A 19,594-nucleotide genomic window follows, 5' to 3' on the forward strand; every position below is an offset into this window, starting at 1 on the left:
TGTGGGAGCGAGCTTGCTCGCGAAGAGGCCGGCACATTCAACATTCACGTTGACTGGCAAACCGCTTTCGCGAGCAAGCTCGCTCCCACAGGGACTGTTGCTATGCCGGACACCCATGCAGGTGCCCGGTTTATCGGGTGTTAGCCGATAGTCATCAAGCTGGCATTACCCCCCGCCGCAGCGGTGTTAACGCTCAACGCCCGCTCAATCACCAGGCGCTCCAGCGCAATGTTGGTCTCGCCCTGGGACAAGCCCTGAACCCCAACGATCGCACCGGCACGCTTGGCAATCTGCTGGCAAACGCCGCGCAACTGGTCGGAATGGCCGTGATGCAGAACCGCATCAAACACCACCTCGTCTTTATTCCAGTCGGCAACCAGCTTGATCCGCGCCTGAATCTCCTTCGGCAGGCGTGCGAACAAGGCCTTGCTGATGTCGGACTCCGGCCATACCGCCGAACCGCCTACCGCCAGCACCGCCGCCAGTTGCGTCAGCAAATCACCTTCAACCTCGGCCAGGCACAACACGTGCTCACGCGGCAGGATGGCATAGCTGTTTTTCTCACCGGTCGGGCCGGCCAGCACGCGGGTGATGCCGCTCTGCGATTGCGCAGCGTACTGCACGCAAAGAGTGCTCAGGTCGGCAAACTTGTTGCTGTCGGCCCAGGCTTTCAGCGCGGTCAGCGGTTTGCTCATGGCGTCGCGCAGACGAACGTCCGGTGCCACGGCAGCATCACCGCGAGCGAAGGATTGTTCGATGGCATCAGTAGGGCGCGTCGACAGCAAGCGGTACAAGTACAGCGGGCCACCGGCTTTCGGACCGGTACCCGACAAGCCTTCGCCGCCGAATGGCTGCACGCCGACCACAGCGCCAACGATGTTGCGGTTGACGTAGACGTTACCGGCGTTGACGTTGTCGATCACCTTGGCGATGGTCTCGTCGATGCGCGTGTGTACGCCCAAAGTCAGGCCATAACCGGAAGCGTTGATCTGGCCGATCAGTTGATCGATCTCTTTGCGCTTGTAGCGAACCACGTGCAGCACCGGGCCGAAGATCTCGCGTTGCAGTTCGTCGAAGCTTTCCAGTTCGATCAGGGTCGGCATGACGAAGGTGCCGCGTTTGACTTCTTCGGTGTCGGCGATAGCGACCTGATACACGTTGCGACCTTTATCGCGCATGCCCTGGATGTGCTTGTCGATGCCCGCCTTGGCTTCGGCGTCGATCACCGGGCCGATGTCCACGGACAGGCGCTCTGGGTTGCCGAGACGGCTTTCCGCCATGGCACCTTTGAGCATCTCGATGACGCGATCGGCGGAATCTTCCTGCAGGCACAGTACGCGCAGCGCCGAGCAACGCTGACCGGCGCTGTCGAAGGCCGACGAAACTACGTCGATCACGACTTGTTCGGTCAGAGCCGAGGAGTCGACGATCATCGCGTTCTGGCCACCGGTTTCGGCGATCAGCGGAATCGGACGGCCCTGGTTGTCGAGGCGACCGGCAATGTTGCGTTGCAGCAGGCGCGCGACTTCGGTGGAACCGGTGAACATCACGCCTTTGACGCGCTCATCGCCGACCAGACCGGCGCCGACGGTTTCACCGCGACCCGGCAGCAGTTGCAGCACGCCTTCCGGGATGCCGGCCTCAAGCATCAGGCGAACAGCCTGAGCCGCCACCAGTGGGGTTTGTTCGGCCGGTTTGGCCAGTACCGGGTTACCGGCAGCCAGTGCAGCAGCGACCTGGCCGCTGAAGATTGCCAGCGGGAAGTTCCACGGGCTGATGCACACCACCGGACCCAGTGGGCGGTGGGCGTCATTACTGAAATCGTTGCGAGCCTGCACCGCGTAATAACGCAGGAAGTCGACCGCTTCGCGGACTTCGGCGATGGCGTTGGCGTAGGTCTTGCCGGCTTCACGAGCCAACAGGCCCATCAGTGGCTGAATCTCGCCTTCCATCAAGTCAGCGGCACGTTCCAGAATCGCCGCACGTTCGGCCGGCGGGGTAGCCTGCCAGATCGGTGCGGCGTTCAGTGCGCATTGGATGGCGTTGTCGACGTCTTCAACCGTGGCTTCTTGAACATGACCGACCACATCACGGTGATCAGCCGGGTTCAGAACCGCTGCCGGCGTTTCGTTGCTGGAAGCGCAACCGAGCATCGGCGCGGCTTTCCAGTCATTGTGCGCAGTGGCGAGCAAGGCGCAGGACAATGAGGCCAGACGATGTTCGTTGGCCATGTCGATGCCGCTGGAGTTGGCACGCTCGGCACCATAAAGATCACGCGGCAGCGGAATGCGCGGGTGCGGCAGGCCGAAACCACCTTCCACGGTCGCCATCTGCTCGATCTGCGCCACCGGATCGGCCACCAGTTCCTGAATCGAAATCGACTGGTCGGCGATGCGGTTGACGAACGAGGTGTTCGCGCCGTTTTCCAGCAAGCGACGTACGAGGTACGCCAGAAGGGTTTCGTGAGTACCGACCGGAGCGTACACGCGGCACGGACGGTTCAGCTTGCCTTCGGAAACCTTGCCTACAACCTGTTCGTAGAGCGGTTCGCCCATGCCGTGCAGGCACTGGAATTCGTACTGGCCCGGGTAATAGTTCTGACCGGCAATGTGGTAAATCGCCGACAGGGTGTGGGCGTTGTGCGTGGCGAACTGCGGGTAGATGACTTCCGGCACCGACAGCAGTTTGCGTGCGCAAGCGATGTAGGAAACGTCGGTGTACACCTTGCGGGTGTAGACCGGATAGCCTTCCAGACCTTCGACCTGGGCGCGCTTGATTTCGCTGTCCCAGTACGCGCCTTTTACCAGGCGGATCATCAGGCGATGGCGGCTGCGACGGGCCAGATCGATCACGTAGTCGATCACGTACGGGCAACGCTTCTGGTAAGCCTGGATGACGAAACCGATGCCGTTCCAGCCGGTCAGTTGCGGCTCGAAGCACAGGCGCTCAAGCAGATCCAGCGACAGTTCGAGACGGTCGGCTTCTTCGGCGTCGATGTTCAGGCCGATGTCGTATTGCTTGGCCAGCAGAGTCAGCGACAGCAGGCGCGGGTACAGCTCGTCCATCACACGCTCGTACTGCGCACGGCTGTAACGCGGGTGCAGTGCCGACAACTTGATGGAGATGCCCGGGCCTTCATAAATCCCACGGCCGTGGGAGGCTTTGCCGATCGAGTGAATGGCTTGTTCGTACGACGCCAGGTACTTCTGCGCGTCGTGTTCGGTGAGGGCCGCTTCACCGAGCATGTCGTAGGAATAACGGAAGCCCTTGGCTTCGAACTTGCTCGCGTTGGCCAGCGCTTCGGCGATGGTTTCGCCGGTGACGAACTGCTCGCCCATCAGGCGCATGGCCATGTCGACGCCCTTGCGGATCATCGGCTCGCCGCTCTTGCCGATGATGCGGCTCAGCGAAGAGGTCAGGCCAGCTTCGTTGTGCGTAGACACCAGTTTGCCGGTCAACAGCAGGCCCCAAGTGGCGGCGTTGACGAACAGCGACGGGCTGTTGCCCAAATGCGGATGCCAGTTGCCGGTGCTGATCTTGTCGCGGATCAGTGCGTCGCGAGTGCCCTTGTCCGGGATACGCAGCAGCGCTTCGGCCAGGCACATCAGCGCTACGCCTTCCTGAGACGACAGGGAAAATTCCTGCAGCAGACCCTGAACAATGCCTGCACGACCGCCGGCACTTTTCTGGTTACGCAATTTTTCCGCGATGGAAGCGGCGAGTTTGTTGGTGGCTTCTGCCATCGGCGCTGGCAGGCGAGCCTGCTCGATCAGCATCGGCACCACTTCCGGCTCAGGGCGACGGTAAGCGGCAGTGATCGAAGCACGCAGTACTGATTGCGGCAGGATGCTTTCGGCGAATTCAAGGAAGCACTGGTGGGCGTGATCGGTGTGCACTTCGCCCGCCTCATCGGCGTCCTTGGCGGTCAAACCGTTCAGCTCGGTCAGGGTTGCACCACCCTCGAGTTTTTCCAGGTAATTGAAAATTGCCTGCTTGATCAGCCAGTGCGGCGTGCGATCAATCGAGGTTGCGGCGGCCTTCAGGCGTTCGCGGGTCGGGTCATCGAGTTTGACCCCAAGGGTGGTGGTAGCCATATTTTTATCCTCATGGTTGCCACAGTTGCGTGGCATCAGCTGGCGGCAAGATTAGCCGTGCGCCGAAAGAGGTGCAACCGGGTGCAACCCTTTTTTTGTCGGAATAACAGGCAACTCGTCAGGAATTATTTTCTGGTACGAAAGTGCTGCTCCTGCTTGGTGCTTTTGCTTCTAGCAAAGGGTTATGACTGCCACAAAAGGGAGCAAAAACGGGGTGATTGTCGATAAATCCGACTAGGTGCAACTAATTCTCACGAAACTGGTTGCACCTTATTTGATTTGTTGCATAGCATTCGCGCCCTAGGTGCAACCGGGAATAACCCGGTGTACCGGCTGATGGCTTTCCTGGGGAAACATCAGTCCTAAATGCGCGGGATCCCGGATCGTCTGCCAAACGTCGTCGTTTGCGTGCGGTTCACCACCGCCGCTACATAAAAACAAAGCCAGGGCGTAACTCAATGAGCGTAAGCAATCCAACCCTGATCACGTTCGTGATCTACATCGCAGCAATGGTGCTGATCGGCTTGATGGCCTATCGCTCCACCAACAACCTTTCTGACTATATCCTCGGCGGTCGAAGCCTCGGCAGCGTCGTCACCGCGCTGTCGGCCGGTGCTTCCGATATGAGCGGCTGGTTGTTGATGGGCCTGCCGGGCGCCATCTATATGTCGGGTCTGTCTGAAAGCTGGATCGCCATCGGTCTGGTCATCGGTGCCTACCTGAACTGGCTGTTCGTTGCCGGCCGTCTGCGCGTGCAGACCGAGCACAATGGCGACGCCCTGACCCTGCCGGACTACTTTGCCAGCCGTTTCGAAGACAAAAGCGGCCTGCTGCGGATCATCTCGGCGATCGTGATTCTGGTGTTCTTCACCATCTACTGCGCTTCCGGCATTGTGGCCGGTGCCCGTCTGTTCGAAAGCACCTTCGGCATGTCCTACGAGACCGCGCTGTGGGCCGGTGCTGCGGCGACAATTGCCTACACCTTTATCGGCGGTTTCCTGGCAGTGAGCTGGACCGACACCGTGCAAGCCACTCTGATGATTTTCGCGCTGATCCTTACGCCAATCATCGTGCTGCTGGCCACCGGTGGTGTCGACACCACGTTCCTGGCCATCGAAGCGCAAGATCCAAGCAACTTCGACATGCTCAAGGGCACCACTTTCATCGGCATCATTTCGCTGATGGGCTGGGGTCTGGGCTACTTCGGCCAACCGCATATCCTCGCGCGTTTCATGGCGGCGGATTCGGTGAAATCGATCGCCAAGGCGCGTCGCATTTCCATGACCTGGATGATCCTGTGCCTGGGCGGCACCGTGGCGGTGGGCTTCTTCGGTATCGCGTATTTCTCGGCACACCCGGAAGTGGCCGGCCCCGTGACCGAGAACCCTGAGCGCGTGTTCATCGAACTGGCAAAGATCCTCTTCAATCCGTGGGTGGCCGGTGTCCTGCTGTCGGCGATTCTGGCTGCCGTCATGAGCACCCTGAGCTGCCAGTTACTGGTGTGCTCGAGCGCCCTGACTGAAGATTTCTACAAAGCCTTCCTGCGCAAATCCGCCTCCCAGGTTGAGCTGGTCTGGGTCGGCCGCGCCATGGTGCTGTTGGTGGCACTGATCGCGATCGCTCTGGCCGCCAACCCGGAAAACCGCGTACTGGGCCTGGTGTCCTACGCATGGGCCGGTTTCGGTGCTGCGTTCGGTCCGGTTGTGCTGATTTCGGTTATCTGGAAAGGCATGACTCGCGACGGCGCACTGGCCGGTATTCTGGTCGGCGCGATCACCGTGGTGGTCTGGAAGCATTTCGAACTGCTGGGTCTGTACGAAATCATCCCGGGCTTCATCTTCGCCAGCCTGGCCATCTACATCGTCAGCAAGATGGGCGAGCCGACCAGAGGCATGGTGCAACGCTTCGACGCGGCGGAAAAAGATTTCCACCTGAACAAGTAATGCCCTGAGCTTCGGCTCACCCGAAAACGGCCCGTTTCCTACAGGAGACGGGCCGTTTTTTTTGTGCCTGTGATTTCTCTGATTCACCGCGATCCCCTGTAGGAGTGAGCCTGCTCGCGATAGCGGTTCATCAGTAACGAAAATGTTGACTGACACACTGCTATCGCGAGCAGGCTCACTCCTACAAGGTTCGGCGGTGGTTTTGGAGACTTGTCTGTAGTTGAAGGCGCCGCTTTTTGCAGGGTTTTTCGTCAATGAAAGTAGGGCAAATCTGATTTTCCCGTCACCCATTCATCACCCCTTGCCCCTCATGCAGAATCGCCCGCCCTTCATTCTGCAGAGAGACATCGGATGTTCGCGCCTGCCAATCAACCGCGTTTCACGTTGACCCTCGAAGGCGCCCAACATGACCTCAAGGTCCTTGAGTTCACGGGCAAGGAAGCCATCAGCCAACCCTTTCGTTTCGAGCTGGAACTGGTCAGTGAACGGCCGGACCTGGACCTCGAAAGCCTGCTGCACTGTCAGGCGTTTCTGAGCTTTGATGCGGACGGTTCCGGCGTCCACGGTCAGATTTATCAGGTCGGGCAGGGCGATTCCGGGAAACGTCTGACGCGTTATCACATCAGCCTGGTCCCGCGTCTGACCTACCTCGGCCAGCGGATCAATCAGCGGATCTTCCAGCATCTGACGGTGCCGCAAATTGTCGCGCGAGTGCTCAAGGATCATTCGATCCTGCGTGATGCTTTTGAATTTCGCCTCGGCAGCGATTACCCGGTGCGTGAGTATTGCGTGCAGTACGCCGAGAGTGACCTGGCCTTTATCCAGCGCCTGTGTGCCGAGGTCGGCATTCATTACCATTTCCAACACAGTCCCCACGGTCACCTGTTGATTTTTGGCGATGACCAGACCGTGTTCCCGCGTCTGGGCGAGTCGACGGTTTATCTGCCGGGCAGTGGCATGTCCGCTGGCGCGCGGGCGATTCAGCGCTTTAACGTTCGCGTCGAAACCCGTACCAGCGTGGTCACCCGGCGCGACTACAACTTCGAAAAGCCGCGGCTGCAGTTGCAAAGCCGTATCGACGGCGAGCAGCGCCCGGTGCTGGAGGACTATCACTTCCCCGGTCAATTCAATGATCGGGAAACCGGCAAGCACCTGGCCCAGCGGGCACTTGAGCGACATGTCGCCGATTACCGTCAGGCTGAAGGCGTCAGCGACGAATCCGCATTGGTTTGCGGACATTTCCTGCAACTGACCGAGCATCCGCGCCACGACTGGAATGACCTCTGGTTGCTGACCGCCATCGAGCATCATGGCCGCCAGCCGCAGGTGCTGGAGGAATCGGTGACCAGCGATGGCGAGGGATTTCAGGGTTACCGTAATAGCTTTGTCACCACACCGTGGGACGTGTTCTTCCGCCCGGCGCTGGGGCCGGAAAAACCACGCATGCTCGGCTATCAACCGGCGGTCGTGACCGGGCCGAAAGACACGGAAATCCACTGCGACGAGTACGGCCGGGTCAAGGTGCAACTGGCCTGGGATCGCGACGGCGAATTGAACGAGCATTCCAGTTGCTGGCTGCGCGTTGCTACTAATTGGGCGCACGACCTTTACGGCAGTGTGCTGATTCCGCGAGTCGGCATGGAAGTGCTGGTCGGCTTCATCGATGCCGACGCCGACAAGCCTTTGGTCGTGGGCTGCCTGCCCAACGCCGCGACGCCGATTCCGCTGGACCTGCCGGCGGACAAGACTCGTAGCATTTTTCGTAGTCAGAGCAGCTCCGGCGGTGGCGGCTACAACGAACTGCGCATTGAGGATAAGAAAGGCGCTGAGGAAATCTATCTGCGCGCCCAGCGTAACTGGACGCAGCATGTGTTGAACGATCAACAGGTGCAGGTTGATAACCAGCGCAGCATCGTCGTCACCGGCACCGCCCGCCACGAGTTGAAGGCTGATGAGCAGCGCATCACCCACGGGCAGCGCCAGACCGAAGTGAAGCAGGACGATCATCTGAGCGTGACCGGCGACCGTCATGTTCGCGTGAGTAATCAGGCGATCAGCGCCAGTGGGCAATTCCACGTCAGCGCCGGTCAGCAAGTGGTCATCGACGGCGGCGCGAGTGCGACGATTCAGGCGGGCGGGCAGTGGATCAACATCGGTCCCGGCGGGATTTTCAGCAGCGTGCCGATTGTTGTGGGCGGTGCGCCGATGGCGGCGATGAGTGCCGCGCCGGTTGTACCGGGATTGCCGGAGAAACTCGCCGCCGCGCCGGCTGCCATGCTCACCGCTGCACAAATCATGAGTTTTAAAGGTGATGCGCCATTCTGCGAAGAGTGTGAGCGTTGCAAGGACGGTCTCTGTGCAGCCTGATTCCCTTTTGCCTGTTGATTGGCTGGCGCGTGAACCGTTGAGCGCATCCGAGCAATTGTTCGCGGTGTTCAGCAATGCCAGCGAGGCAAAGCCGTTCAAGGCTTGGTCAGAAGCGGCCAGTCCGATCTGGGCCGGGACGATCTATGCCGAGTGGGATGCGGTGATGCCTTACGTGGGAATTGTCGCTGCTGACAGTGAGTTTCTGCATTGGGTCGCCACTACCGAGTCGCGGGATTGGGGATGGCTGGCGGTGTCTTCGGCGAGTCTTGAAGAGGTGGCGGCGCACTTTCGCAGCCTCACCCAAGTGTGGATGCCGGGCGGCAAAACGGTGTTTTTTCGTTTCTGGGACGGGCGGTTTCTATTGCCGGTTCTGCAGGCCAATGAAGTGGATACGGCGCAGCTGTTTCCGCTGATCGGGCGTTGTTTGATTAATGGTCAGGCGCTGGAAATTGGTGGCAGGGCGCAGGTTTCGGGGCGGGCATTGCCGTGGTGGCAGGTGCCGGAGTCAGTGCTGGCGCAGCAGGGTAATGACGTGCAAACGGCCAATGCGTTGCAGTGGTTGAGCGAAGAATATCCGATTCTTTTCGAGGCCTTTCCCGAGGCGGTTTTGCGTTGCAAGGTGAGGCGGTTTTTTCAGGTTTCAATGTCGGAAGATTCGTCGCAATCGGCGTTACTGGCGTTTTTGCGGGCAGAGTCGGAGTGAGTTTTCGGGGCGAAGGTCTCAGACGATTCCTTCGAGTTGCGGCGGTTTTCATGAACTGGTGGGCGGTGGGTTGCAGGGATAGTCTTTTCGTTGTCACTGCGAGAGTGGTGACAGGGCGTAGGACCCCTGTGAAATTCACCGCGCACCAGCGCTGTCGTTTGATTGCGGCACTTAATACGTGTCCGTAGCATCGTTTGCGGCAGCTGTGCGCGGGAACGCTTCGGCGTGACTGAGTTTGGTGGGTTTCTCAGTTTCCTACTCTCGCGTACGGCTGCCACCTATACCCGTAGGAAGGTCACTTGGCAGCCTCTCTAAACCTATTGAGGTAAAACTGAAATGACTATGCTTAAACCCTATCCACCCTACGAAAAGATCATCCCCCATCCCGACAACCGCTTCATGGCGCTGACCGGCAATTGCAGCGACATGCCGACGCTGTTCATCGACACCCACGTGCTCCTCGACAGCCTCATGGACGCCGCCAACCATCGTCTGCGCGCCGTGATCCAGGTGCTGGAAAACATGTGCATGCGCGGCTCGGTCGAATGCGACTCCGTCATCCTCAGCGACTTCGCCCAGCTCTGCGTGATTCCTTTGCGCGACGGCTGTGATGTGCTGGATGTCATCGGCAGGCGCCTGCGCGGCATGCCCGCCTGAAAAAGGTCAAAAGATCGCAGCCTGCGGCAGCTCCTACACGAGATTGGTGCTCACCCTGTTGGAGCTGCCGAAGGCTGCGTTCCTTTGACTTTGATGGATGGAATGTACGCATCCTGCGATTTGATAAAGCGGCTGAACGCCTCGGAGTTGTAGACCTTCAGGCACGCAAGGAACACTACTTTTTCATTCGAGTATTTGCTGTTTGAAGGTGTCTCTTCGTAAGCCGTTAATACGTAGTTTCGGGTTTCTTTATAGGGGTCGTGCAGCACCTGCAGTGTGTCTTCATTTTGCAGGATGGAATGCATGCCTTTGCCCATGAACGAATAGGCATTGGCGGACAATGCGATGTCTTTTTCCAGCGCGGAGTGTTCGTTGAATGGCTTCAGAATGCAGTGGCTCAGGCCGTAGTTCTTTAGTGTCTCGCGTGCCTGTTCAATGTGGGTTTCGTCGGCAAGGGCGAGGTATGGGCTAAGCAGGCTGAATAAGCAGATGATCAGATATCGCATGAGTTTTTGACTTCCTGTCGTTCATGGCTAGCCAGTTTAACGCCATAAAAGCAAAGCCCCTCACCCTAACCCTCTCCCAGAGGGAGAGGGGACTGACCGAGTTGTCTGGGTGATGTACGCCGACCTGCGACTTCAGCGGTGAACTTCGCTTGGTCAAGCCTGGAGGGTGGTGTTCTTTCTGGGGACTGACCGAGTTGTCTGGGTGATGTACGCCGACCTGCGACTTCAGCGGTGAACTTCGCTTGGCCAAGCCTGGAGGGTGGTGTTCTTTCTGGGGACTGACCGAGTTGTCTGGGTGATGTACGCCGACCTGCGACTTCAGCGGTGAACTTCGCTTGGTCAAGCCTGGAGGGTGGTGTTCTTCGGGGGACTGACCGAGTTGTCTGGGTGATGTACGCCGACCTGCGACTTCAGCGGTGAACTTCGCTTGGCCAAGCCTGGAGGGTGGTGTTCTTTCTGGGGACTGACCGAGTTGTCTGGGTGATGTACGCCGACCTGCGACTTCAGCGGTGAACTTCGCTTGGTCAAGCCTGGAGGGTGGTGTTCTTCGGGGGACTGACCGAGTTGTCTGGGTGATGTACGCCGACCTGCGACTTCAGCGATGAACTTCGCTTGGCCGAGCCTGGATGGAGGTGTTGTTTCGGGGGACTGACCGAGTTGTCTGGGCGGTTTACGCCGACTTGCGACTTCTGCACTGATCTTCGCTTGGACAAACCTGAGATCACGCTGATCTTTCAGGTCGGTGTAACTCGCAAGATCACCACCGTCAGTCCCCTCTCCCTCGGGGAGAGGGCTAGGGTGAGGGAAAGGCTTTTGTCCGCTCGGCTGCGAACCCCTGACTTGCCGCCCGGTAAAAGGTAAACTTTGCGCCCTTCGCAGGAGCAGCCATGAATTATCGTCACGCCTTCCATGCCGGCAATCACGCCGATGTGTTCAAACATCTGACCTTGACCCGCCTCATCGCCTTGATGTCGCGCAAGGAGCAGCCGTTTGCCTATCTCGACACGCACGCCGGCATCGGTCTGTATGACTTGCAGGGCGATCAGGCCAACCGTACCGGTGAGTACCTGGAAGGCATCGCGCGCTTATGGGATCAACCGGATCTGCCGGCGCTGACCGCCGACTACATGAAGGTGCTGCACGAGATGAACCCGGATGGCCAACTGCGCTACTACCCGGGTTCGCCGGAGCTGGCGCGGCGCCTGACCCGCCCGCAGGACCGGGTGATGCTCAACGAGAAACACCCCGAAGACGGCGTGCTGCTCAAGGACAACATGGCCGGTGATCGCCGGGTAAAAGTGCATCTGGGCGAGGGCTGGCACGTCGCGCGGGCGATGTTGCCGGTTCAGGAAAAACGCGCGGTGATGTTGATTGATCCGCCGTTCGAGCAGCTCGACGAGATGCAGCGTTGTGCGGCGTCGTTGAAAGAGGCGATTGGCCGTATGCGCCAAACCGTAGCGGCGATATGGTATCCGGTGAAGGATCAGCGTGCGTTGCGCCGTTTCTATCAGGATCTGGCTGGCACCGGTGCGCCGAAGTTGCTGCGTGTGGAGCTGCTGGTGCATCCGCTGGATACGCCGAACAGCCTGAACGGTTCGGGCATGGCGATTGCCAATCCGCCGTGGGGGCTGGAGGAGGAATTACGTGAGCTGCTGCCGTGGTTGTCGAAGAAGCTGGGGCAGACTCAGGGTGGGTGGCAGATGGATTGGTTGATTGCCGAGAGCTGATCACTGACTGATCGTTCCCACGCTCCGCGTGGGAATGCAGCCCGGGACGCTCCGCGTCCCAACAGCGGACGCAGAGCGTCCATTGAGGCATTCCCACGCAGAGCGGGGGAACGATCGGCGGCGGGGTCAGTTACCCGCCAGGCTCGGTGGCATGCACACGCCGGTGCCGCCGATCCCGCAATAACCCTCAGGATTCTTCGCCAGATACTGCTGGTGATACGCCTCGGCGAAGTACACGGTCGGCGCCTGTTCGATCTCGGTGCTGATTTCGCCCAGACCCGCCTTCGACAGTTCCGCCTGATACACCGCTTTGCTTTTCAGCGCCGCGTCCAGATGCTCAGGCGAGGTCGCGTAGATCACCGAGCGGTACTGCGTGCCGATGTCATTGCCTTGGCGCATGCCCTGCGTCGGGTTGTGCAGTTCCCAGAACATCGCCAGCAGCTCTTCGTAGCTGACCTTGGCCTTGTCATACACCACCAGCACCACTTCAGCGTGGCCGGTCAGGCCCGAGCAGACTTCTTCGTAGGTCGGATTCGGCGTGAAACCGCCGGCATAACCGACGACCGTGCTGACCACGCCTTCACGCTGCCAGAAGCGGCGCTCGGCGCCCCAGAAGCAGCCCAGACCGAAGATCGCAAAGTCGACGTCCTGGAAAAACGGGCCAAGCAGCGGGGTTTCTTCAAACACGAAGTGCTTTTCAGGCAGGGTCATCGCGGTTTCGCGGCCGGGCAGAGCTTGTTCTTTAGTCGGGAGCACGTTCTTGTTCACCAGAATTTCCGAGCGCAGAACCATGATCGTTCCTCTCAGTCAGGTTGGATGTGAAAAGTCAGACCGCCAGTGTGCCGAATGATGCCCGACTTCGCACTCTCCAAATGTGGGGGCGACGGTGCGACGATTCGACTTGCTCGCGAAAGCGGTGGGTCAGGCGATGTTGATGTTGACTGACACTCCGTCTTCGCGAGCAGGCTCGCTCCCACAGGGGAGTGTCTTCTAGAGGAACAGCTTGTGGTGATCAGAGGCAGAGCGGACCGCGCGGGTAGCGTTTCAGCGCTTGGATGAGTTCTGCGCCCGGAATCGGCCGGTCGAACAGGTAACCCTGTCCGACATCGCAACGGTGGCGGCGCAGGAACGCCAGTTGTTCGGCGGTCTCGATGCCTTCGGCCACAACCTTGAGTTTCAGGTTGTGCGCCATGGCGATCACCGCCGAGGTGATTTCCATGTCGTCCTGGTTGTCGGGAATTTCGTGGATGAAGCTGCGATCAATCTTGATGATGTCGATCGGGAATTTCTTCAAATAACTCAGCGATGAATACCCGGTGCCGAAGTCGTCCATGGCTAGCGTCAACCCAAGGCGCTTGAGCTGGTCGAGTTGCAGGTGCGTGTCTTCGGTGGCTTCCAGCAGCAGGCCTTCGGTCAGCTCCAGCTCGAGCAGATTGGCCGGCAGCGCTTCTTCCTTGAGGATGTTGGCGATCGAGGCGACCAGATCCGGGTCGGAGAACTGTTTCGGCGACAGGTTGATCGCCACTTGCAGATTGCCCATGCCGGCGGCAGTCAACGCCTTGCTCATGCGGCAGGCCTGACGGGCGATCCACTTGCCGATCGGAATGATCAGGCCAGTTTCTTCGGCGACGCTGATGAACTGGTCCGGGCGAATCATGCCGCGTTCCGGGTGGTTCCAGCGCAGCAGCGCTTCCATGCCCAGCAGACGCCCGCTGCGCAGGCACAGCTTGGGCTGGTAGAACACGTCCAGCTCGTTCTGGGTCAGGGCTCGGCGCAGGTTGTTTTCGACGAACAGTTTGTAGCTGGCCTCGGCGTTCAGTGCTTCGGTGAAGACTTGCACCTGATGTTTACCGTTGGCCTTGGCTTTGTGCAGCGCCAGGCCGGCGTTACGCATCAGCGTTTGCGGATCGCGACCGTGTAGCGGCGCGCAGGCCAGGCCGACCGAACCGGTGACGCTGATCAACTGGTTGTCGACGAACATCGGCTTGTCGAGGGTCGCCAGCAATTGGTTGGCGATCTGCTGACCGGTCGCCAGGTCGGTGTCGTCGAGCAGCACGGCAAACTCGTTACTGGCGAACCGCGCGAGGCTGCCACTTGGGCTCAGGCTGTTGCGCAGACGCCGGGCCAGACTGATCAGCAGCTTGTCGCCGGTCTGGTGACCGAGGCTGTCGTTGATCCGCTTGAAATTGTCGATGTCGACCAGCAACAGGCTGATCGGCGTATCGCTATCGCGGGCGAAGCGTTCGTCCAGATTGCGGATAAACGCCGGCCGGTTGCCGAGGTTGGTCAGGTTGTCGGTGTAGGCCAGTCGTTCGATGCGCTGCTGCGCCAGTTTGGTCTGGGTGATGTCTTCGTAGATGCCGATGTAATGCGTCAGCTCACGGTTGTCACCGTAGACTTTGGAGATCGACAGCTGACCCCAGTACGGTTCGAGGTTCTTGCGGCGGCTTTTGAATTCGCCCTGCCAACTGTTGCTCTTGGCCAGCGCCGAGGGCGCGTCGAACAACAGTTCACTGAGGTTTTCCAGCGCCGGCAGCTCGGACAGACGCTGGCCGTGGACTTCTTCGGTGGTGTATTGGGTGATCGCGGTGAAGCTCGGGTTGACGTACTCGACCACGCCGTCGCAATTGACCAGCAAAAACGCGTTGGCGCTTTGCTCGACTGCACGCTGGAACAGGTGCAGGGCGCTGGTGGCAGTGCGGCGGTTGTGGTTGTTGATGACTTGCGCGAACTGGTCAGCCAGCTCGCCGGCAAAGGCGATTTCATCGGACTGCCAGGCGCGGGTGACGCCGGTCTGTTCCAGGCACAGCACGCCGACCACTTGCCCGTCGACGCGAATACTGGCGTCGAGCATGGCGTTGACGTCGCGCGGGCGCAGGGCTTCGGCCATCTCCCGGGTACGCGGGTCGCGCATCGCGTTGTGCGCATCGATGGCGCGACTGCCGTGCAGGGCGTCCATGTAATCCGGGAAGCTACTGATGTCGATCACGTCCGGAAGGATGTATTCCTGGGTCGCGCGGTGGTACGCGGAGATCGGCACCAGATGCTGGCCTTCGAGGTTCCACAAGCTGGCGCAGTCGATTTCATAGATATCGCAGGCGCAGCGGGTGATCAGCTCGGCGGCTTCCTGCAACGAGTTGTGCGTGCTGTAGCGCTGGCGCGCGAGCAGCAGAATCAGGTCCTGCTGGGCGCGCACGCGTTCCAGGTGCTGCAGTTGTTCCTGCTGCGCGCGTTGATTGAGTTCAAGGGCGATTTGCAGGCGTGAATTCTGGGTTTCGAGGTCGACGCAGGGCACCTGCGGCACTTCGTCGAACACATCATCGACCGCCAATAGATAGCCGCGCAGCAGATGACGATTGTGCTGTTTATACGCTTCGCCCAATTCGAGGATGTTCAGCTTGCCTGCGGCGGTGTGCAGGGTATAGCGCACCAGATAATGCGGGCTGTCGCGCAGTTGCTGCTGGATCGCGTCGTGCAGTTGATAGCGCGCTTCGGGTTCCATCAGGCTGGCGTAGGGTGAACCGACCAGGGCGCAAAGCTCAACGGCCGGCTGACCGAACTGGCGTTCACAGTTGGGATCGAGAAACAGCATCGCCCAACTGGCTTCATTCAAGCGCTCGAAACGCAGCATGCCGAGCCGCGAGGGCACAGGCAACTGCGTCACTACCTCGGCCGCCATACGGCTGGCGGCATCGGGTTGGCTCTTCATGAAGGGAACTCGCTTGGAAATATGCTGAACGCGCCGGGCTCTCGCCCTCTTTACTGTTGCCTGCGGCAAGGTTGCATCATTGCGGCACTGACTGACAAGAGACATGAAGGCCAAGTGCTATAAGAATATGTCGGCTGCGTCGGGCATTTCTCCAGCACGTCGTTGAAAAGAGTAAAAGATCGCAGCCTTGGGCAGTGTCTACAGGGGAATGCGCCCTCTGTAGGCGCTGTCGAAGGCTGCGATCTTTAAGGCTTAGCGCAGCTTTATGGCGATCGACTGCAGCCGTTTTCCATCCCGATCATGGTAATTGACCACAAGCTGATCAGCCTCGACCACCAAGTGGGCGAAATTGTCTTCACTCACCACCGTGCTGGTCAGTTCATGCCGATAATCGCCCGCCGCCGTGCGCACCAGCGGCTGATCCAGGATGAACGTGGACGCTTTGGCATATGGCAGCAGTTTGCTGTTGCACAGCGGCGAGGACACCACCGTGTGGATTTCGAAGTCCGGGTCTTCGCTGTGTGTCAAACGAGCCGTCAGCGAGCCATGCACGTCCCCGGAAATGAACACGACATTCTTGATTCGCCGGGTGCGGATGGTTTCCAGCAGGCGCAGACGTTGTTCGGGAAAGGCTTTCCAAGCGTCATCGCCGTGGCGTTTGCGATCGGGATAGAACATCACGCTGGTGACCACGAACTTGACCCGCGCTGTGCTGTGGCTCAGCCATTTGAGCAGGGCCTGTTCCTGTGCCTCGTCGAGGATGCGTCGGTCATCGGCTGACAAGTTGCGGCGGGTGCGACTATCGGTGACAAACCATTCGATATCGCCGTCGCTGAATTGATACCAGTAATGCTCAAGTGTCGAGTGATCTATTTCACCGTTAGTTGTCAGCGGATGTACCGGGCTATGACTGGCCTGATACAACTCATAGGCAGCCATTGCGTTACGGTACAAGTCGCCGTCGGACTTGCTGGCATTGGCAGGCCAGTTATCTTCGATTTCGTGATCATCGAGAATCATGTAAGTCGACGTGCCAGACATCAACCGTTGAATGTTGGGTTGGGAAAACGCGGCGCGGTACTTGTTGAGAATGTCTTTGTATTCGCGATCCGGTGCGACCAGGTTCAAGTCGTCCACATAAATTTGATCGCCTGTCATCAATACCGCGCTGATCGGGGGTTGTATGCCCTCGATGAGCTGATTGATGGATGCAAAGATCCGGTCACCCAGTTGCGGCAGGGAGGCAATGCCAGCAGTCATGCGCAAGTAGCGGCAGGAGCCGACGATGTAGGCTCTGGGGTGCAGGGCTTTGCTGGAGCGGGTGCGCAGGCGATAGATTTCCCGTGGCCATTGCAACGGCAACTCGGCAACGCTGTCTGGCGTATGTACCGGATTCATCGGGCTGAACCAGCCGGTCTGATATTCATATTCGGTGTCGGCACTCAAGTTGTTGAGGGCGAACACATGTGACATGTCGCGTAATTCACTCAGTTGCGCAAAGTTACCTTTGGACCAATGTTGTGTGCTGGAAGCGCGATAACGAATCCCGGCAAATACCGGCGAGTTGTTCTGACGATCGCCACGCATGAAGATGCGCACATGATCAGTTGTAACGTGGCCGGTAATTGGGCCGATAGTTGGTTTTAACATGTCGATTCCATTCGAGTTAACTTGAATTAACAGGGTTTCACTAAGTTTTCTTAGTTGAATTGGTTGCGCCTAGGTTAGTTGCGTATCGAATAAAAAAGATCGGTGCCAAGTCGACCGGAGTTGTGGCCGATGTCAGCGCGACGTGTGGGAAAAAGACGAGGGAGGTGTTTCTTCAGGCAAAAAAAAGCCCCGCCAAACTGACGGGGTTGAGGTACGAGCGTGTGGCGCTCGAAAGGGTGCAGCAATCGGCCCTCCGTTGCCGGAGGGCCGATCGAGTTACAGCAGGATCGTGCGGATGTCCGCCAGCAGGCTGCCCAGACGCTGGGTGAAGCGTGCGGCAGCGGCACCGTTGATCACACGGTGATCGTAGGACAGCGACAGCGGCAGCATCAGTTTCGGCTGGAAGGCTTTGCCGTCCCAGACTGGCTGGATGGTTGCCTTGGAAACACCGAGGATCGCCACTTCCGGCGCGTTGACGATCGGCGTGAAGCCGGTGCCGCCAATGTGGCCGAGGCTGGAAATGGTGAAGCAGGCGCCCTGCATGTCGTCAGCGGTGAGCTTCTTGTCGCGGGCTTTGGCGGCCAGCGCAGCGGCTTCGGCTGCCAGTTGCAGCAGACTCTTCTGGTCGACGTTCTTGATCACCGGTACCAGCAGGCCATCCGGGGTGTCGACGGCGAAGCCGATGTTCACGTATTTCTTGCGGATGATCGCTTTGCCGCTTGGCGCCAGCGAACTGTTGAAGTCCGGCAGCTCCTTGAGCATGTGCGCGCACGACTTGAGCAGCAGCGGCAGGATGGTCAGCTTGACGCCAGCCTTCTCTGCAACGGCTTTCTGTGCAACGCGGAAGGCTTCCAGCTCGGTGATATCAGCCGAATCGAACTGAGTCACGTGCGGGATGTTCAGCCAACTGCGGTGCAGGCTCGACGCGCCGATCTGCATCAGGCGAGTCATCGGCACTTCTTCGATTTCGCCGAAACGGCTGAAGTCGACGACCGGAATCGGCGGGATGCCCGCGCCACCGGTTGCGCCCGCTGCAGCGGCCGGTGCTTCCTTGGCCTTCTGCATCATCGCTTTGACGTAAACCTGCACGTCTTCTTTCAAGATACGACCGTGCGGGCCGCTGGCGCCGACAGCGTTCAGCTCAACGCCGAACTCACGGGCCAGTTGACGCACCGCTGGGCCGGCGTGAACTTTCGCGCCCGGCTTGGCCGGTGCGGCGGCTGGAGCGGCAGCAGCAGGTGCAGCAGCCGGAGCGGCAGGTGCCGGAGCGCTCGGAGCAGCAGCGGCGGCAGCTGGAGCCGGGGCAGCAGCAGGCGCCGCGCCTTTGACTTTCAGCTTCAGAATCAGGTCGCCAGTACCGACTTCGTCATCCAGCTTGATGGAAACGCTTTCCACCACGCCAGCGGCAGGCGATGGGATTTCCATGCTCGCTTTGTCGGATTCCAGGGTGATCAGCGACTGGTCGGCTTCAACGCTGTCGCCAGCCTTGACCAACACTTCGATGATCTTGGCTTTGCCAGCCGAGCCGATGTCCGGAACGTGGATGTCCTGAACGCTGTCAGCCACCGGTGCTGCTGGCGCGGCTGCCGGAGCAGGCGCAGCGGCAGCGGCCGGTGCAGCAGCTCGGGCCGGAGCGGCAGCCGCAGGGGCCGCAGCACCCGCCACTTCCAGATCCAGAATCAGGTCGCCAGTGCCGACTTCGTCGTTGAGCTTGACGCTGATGGCTTTAACCACGCCAGCGGCAGGCGACGGGATTTCCATGCTCGCCTTGTCGGATTCCAGAGTGATCAAAGATTGATCAGCTTCGACGGTGTCGCCGACCTTGACCTGGATCTCGATGATCTGCGCCTTGCCCGACGAACCGATGTCCGGCACGTGCACTTGCTGAACCGAAGCGGCAGCAGGGGCAGCGGCTGGTGCAGTGGCAGCAGGCGCGGCAGCCGGTTTGGCCTCCGCTTTTGCGGCCGGCGCAGCGGCAGGAGCAGGGGCCGCTTCAGCGGCGCCCTCGACTTCCAGCTCAAGCAGTTCGTCGCCTTCTTTCAGACGGTCGCCCAGCTTCACTTTCAGGCTCTTGATGACGCCGGCTTTCGGGGCCGGCACTTCCATGCTGGCCTTGTCCGATTCCAGGGTCAGGATGCTCTGGTCGGCTTCGATACGGTCGCCGACCTTCACAAACAGTTCAATTACTTCACCTTCACCGCTGCCGATGTCAGGTACGCGAATGAGTTCGCTCACAAA

11 protein-coding genes are annotated in these 19,594 nt (G+C 59.6%); 5 read left to right on the top strand and 6 right to left on the bottom strand.

Translation table 11 applies throughout. The features are described from left to right. Positions 1–140: 140 nt before the first annotated feature. On the bottom strand, positions 141–4,094 hold the full coding sequence (gene putA, locus AB4O11_RS10810) for a trifunctional transcriptional regulator/proline dehydrogenase/L-glutamate gamma-semialdehyde dehydrogenase (RefSeq protein WP_093430113.1): 3,954 nt from the start codon (positions 4,092–4,094) through the stop codon (positions 141–143). Positions 4,095–4,552: 458 nt separating this feature from the next. Between putA and putP the strand changes: the two genes are divergently transcribed. The 4 genes from putP (at position 4,553) to AB4O11_RS10830 (ending at position 9,764) form a co-directional block, all read left to right on the top strand. Next, positions 4,553–6,037 (top strand): sodium/proline symporter PutP, encoded by a 1,485-nt coding sequence (putP, locus tag AB4O11_RS10815; protein ID WP_093430114.1) that lies wholly within the window; start codon positions 4,553–4,555, stop codon positions 6,035–6,037. A 351-nt stretch (positions 6,038–6,388) separates the two neighbouring features. Further along, positions 6,389–8,404 (top strand): type VI secretion system Vgr family protein, encoded by a 2,016-nt coding sequence (locus AB4O11_RS10820; RefSeq protein ID WP_460130624.1) that lies wholly within the window; start codon positions 6,389–6,391, stop codon positions 8,402–8,404. Further along, positions 8,394–9,107: a DUF4123 domain-containing protein gene (locus tag AB4O11_RS10825; RefSeq protein WP_460130625.1), complete on the top strand. Its 714-nt coding sequence runs from the start codon at positions 8,394–8,396 to the stop codon at positions 9,105–9,107. The genes AB4O11_RS10820 and AB4O11_RS10825 overlap by 11 nt, the downstream gene beginning before the upstream one ends. Before the next feature lie 336 nt (positions 9,108–9,443). Further along, positions 9,444–9,764 carry a hypothetical protein gene (locus AB4O11_RS10830; RefSeq protein ID WP_460130627.1) on the top strand — a complete coding sequence of 107 codons (321 nt, stop codon included), beginning with the start codon at positions 9,444–9,446 and terminating at the stop codon, positions 9,762–9,764. 50 nt (positions 9,765–9,814) lie between these two features. Here the strand turns inward: AB4O11_RS10830 and AB4O11_RS10835 are convergent, their stop codons facing one another. Next, on the bottom strand, positions 9,815–10,270 hold the full coding sequence (locus tag AB4O11_RS10835) for a hypothetical protein (protein WP_460130629.1): 456 nt from the start codon (positions 10,268–10,270) through the stop codon (positions 9,815–9,817). An 887-nt stretch (positions 10,271–11,157) separates the two neighbouring features. On the opposite strand from AB4O11_RS10835, the gene AB4O11_RS10840 reads away from it, so the two are divergent. Beyond that, the gene (locus tag AB4O11_RS10840; RefSeq protein WP_007915674.1) at positions 11,158–11,997 is read left to right on the top strand and encodes a 23S rRNA (adenine(2030)-N(6))-methyltransferase RlmJ; all 840 of its coding nucleotides are present in this window, start codon (positions 11,158–11,160) and stop codon (positions 11,995–11,997) included. Positions 11,998–12,123: 126 nt separating this feature from the next. Here AB4O11_RS10840 and msrA read toward each other — a convergent pair whose 3' ends face one another. From msrA to aceF, 4 genes are all read right to left on the bottom strand, one after another. Further along, positions 12,124–12,789 carry a peptide-methionine (S)-S-oxide reductase MsrA gene (gene msrA / locus AB4O11_RS10845; protein WP_123448336.1) on the bottom strand — a complete coding sequence of 222 codons (666 nt, stop codon included), beginning with the start codon at positions 12,787–12,789 and terminating at the stop codon, positions 12,124–12,126. A 220-nt stretch (positions 12,790–13,009) separates the two neighbouring features. Beyond that, positions 13,010–15,706 carry a putative bifunctional diguanylate cyclase/phosphodiesterase gene (locus AB4O11_RS10850; protein WP_093430121.1) on the bottom strand — a complete coding sequence of 899 codons (2,697 nt, stop codon included), beginning with the start codon at positions 15,704–15,706 and terminating at the stop codon, positions 13,010–13,012. A 252-nt stretch (positions 15,707–15,958) separates the two neighbouring features. Then, entirely contained in the window at positions 15,959–17,356 is a 1,398-nt protein-coding gene (locus tag AB4O11_RS10855) for an alkaline phosphatase D family protein (RefSeq protein WP_460130631.1), read from the bottom strand. A 276-nt stretch (positions 17,357–17,632) separates the two neighbouring features. Beyond that, positions 17,633–19,591, bottom strand: a complete 1,959-nt coding sequence (gene aceF, locus AB4O11_RS10860; RefSeq protein WP_460130632.1) for a dihydrolipoyllysine-residue acetyltransferase — start codon at positions 19,589–19,591, stop codon at positions 17,633–17,635. Between the last annotated feature and the right edge of the window lie 3 nt (positions 19,592–19,594).

Source organism: Pseudomonas sp. H1_D05, from assembly GCF_054682705.1.

What these genes read in the sequence shown, in the direction of transcription:
- putA (WP_093430113.1), bottom strand. Translation starts at nt 4,094, where the DNA reads ATGGCTACCACCACCCTTGGGGTCAAACTCGATGACCCGACCCGCGAA.
- putP (WP_093430114.1), top strand. Translation starts at nt 4,553, where the DNA reads ATGAGCGTAAGCAATCCAACCCTGATCACGTTCGTGATCTACATCGCA.
- AB4O11_RS10820 (WP_460130624.1), top strand. Translation starts at nt 6,389, where the DNA reads ATGTTCGCGCCTGCCAATCAACCGCGTTTCACGTTGACCCTCGAAGGC.
- AB4O11_RS10830 (WP_460130627.1), top strand. Translation starts at nt 9,444, where the DNA reads ATGACTATGCTTAAACCCTATCCACCCTACGAAAAGATCATCCCCCAT.
- AB4O11_RS10835 (WP_460130629.1), bottom strand. Translation starts at nt 10,270, where the DNA reads ATGCGATATCTGATCATCTGCTTATTCAGCCTGCTTAGCCCATACCTC.
- AB4O11_RS10840 (WP_007915674.1), top strand. Translation starts at nt 11,158, where the DNA reads ATGAATTATCGTCACGCCTTCCATGCCGGCAATCACGCCGATGTGTTC.
- msrA (WP_123448336.1), bottom strand. Translation starts at nt 12,789, where the DNA reads ATGGTTCTGCGCTCGGAAATTCTGGTGAACAAGAACGTGCTCCCGACT.
- AB4O11_RS10850 (WP_093430121.1), bottom strand. Translation starts at nt 15,706, where the DNA reads ATGAAGAGCCAACCCGATGCCGCCAGCCGTATGGCGGCCGAGGTAGTG.
- AB4O11_RS10855 (WP_460130631.1), bottom strand. Translation starts at nt 17,356, where the DNA reads ATGTTAAAACCAACTATCGGCCCAATTACCGGCCACGTTACAACTGAT.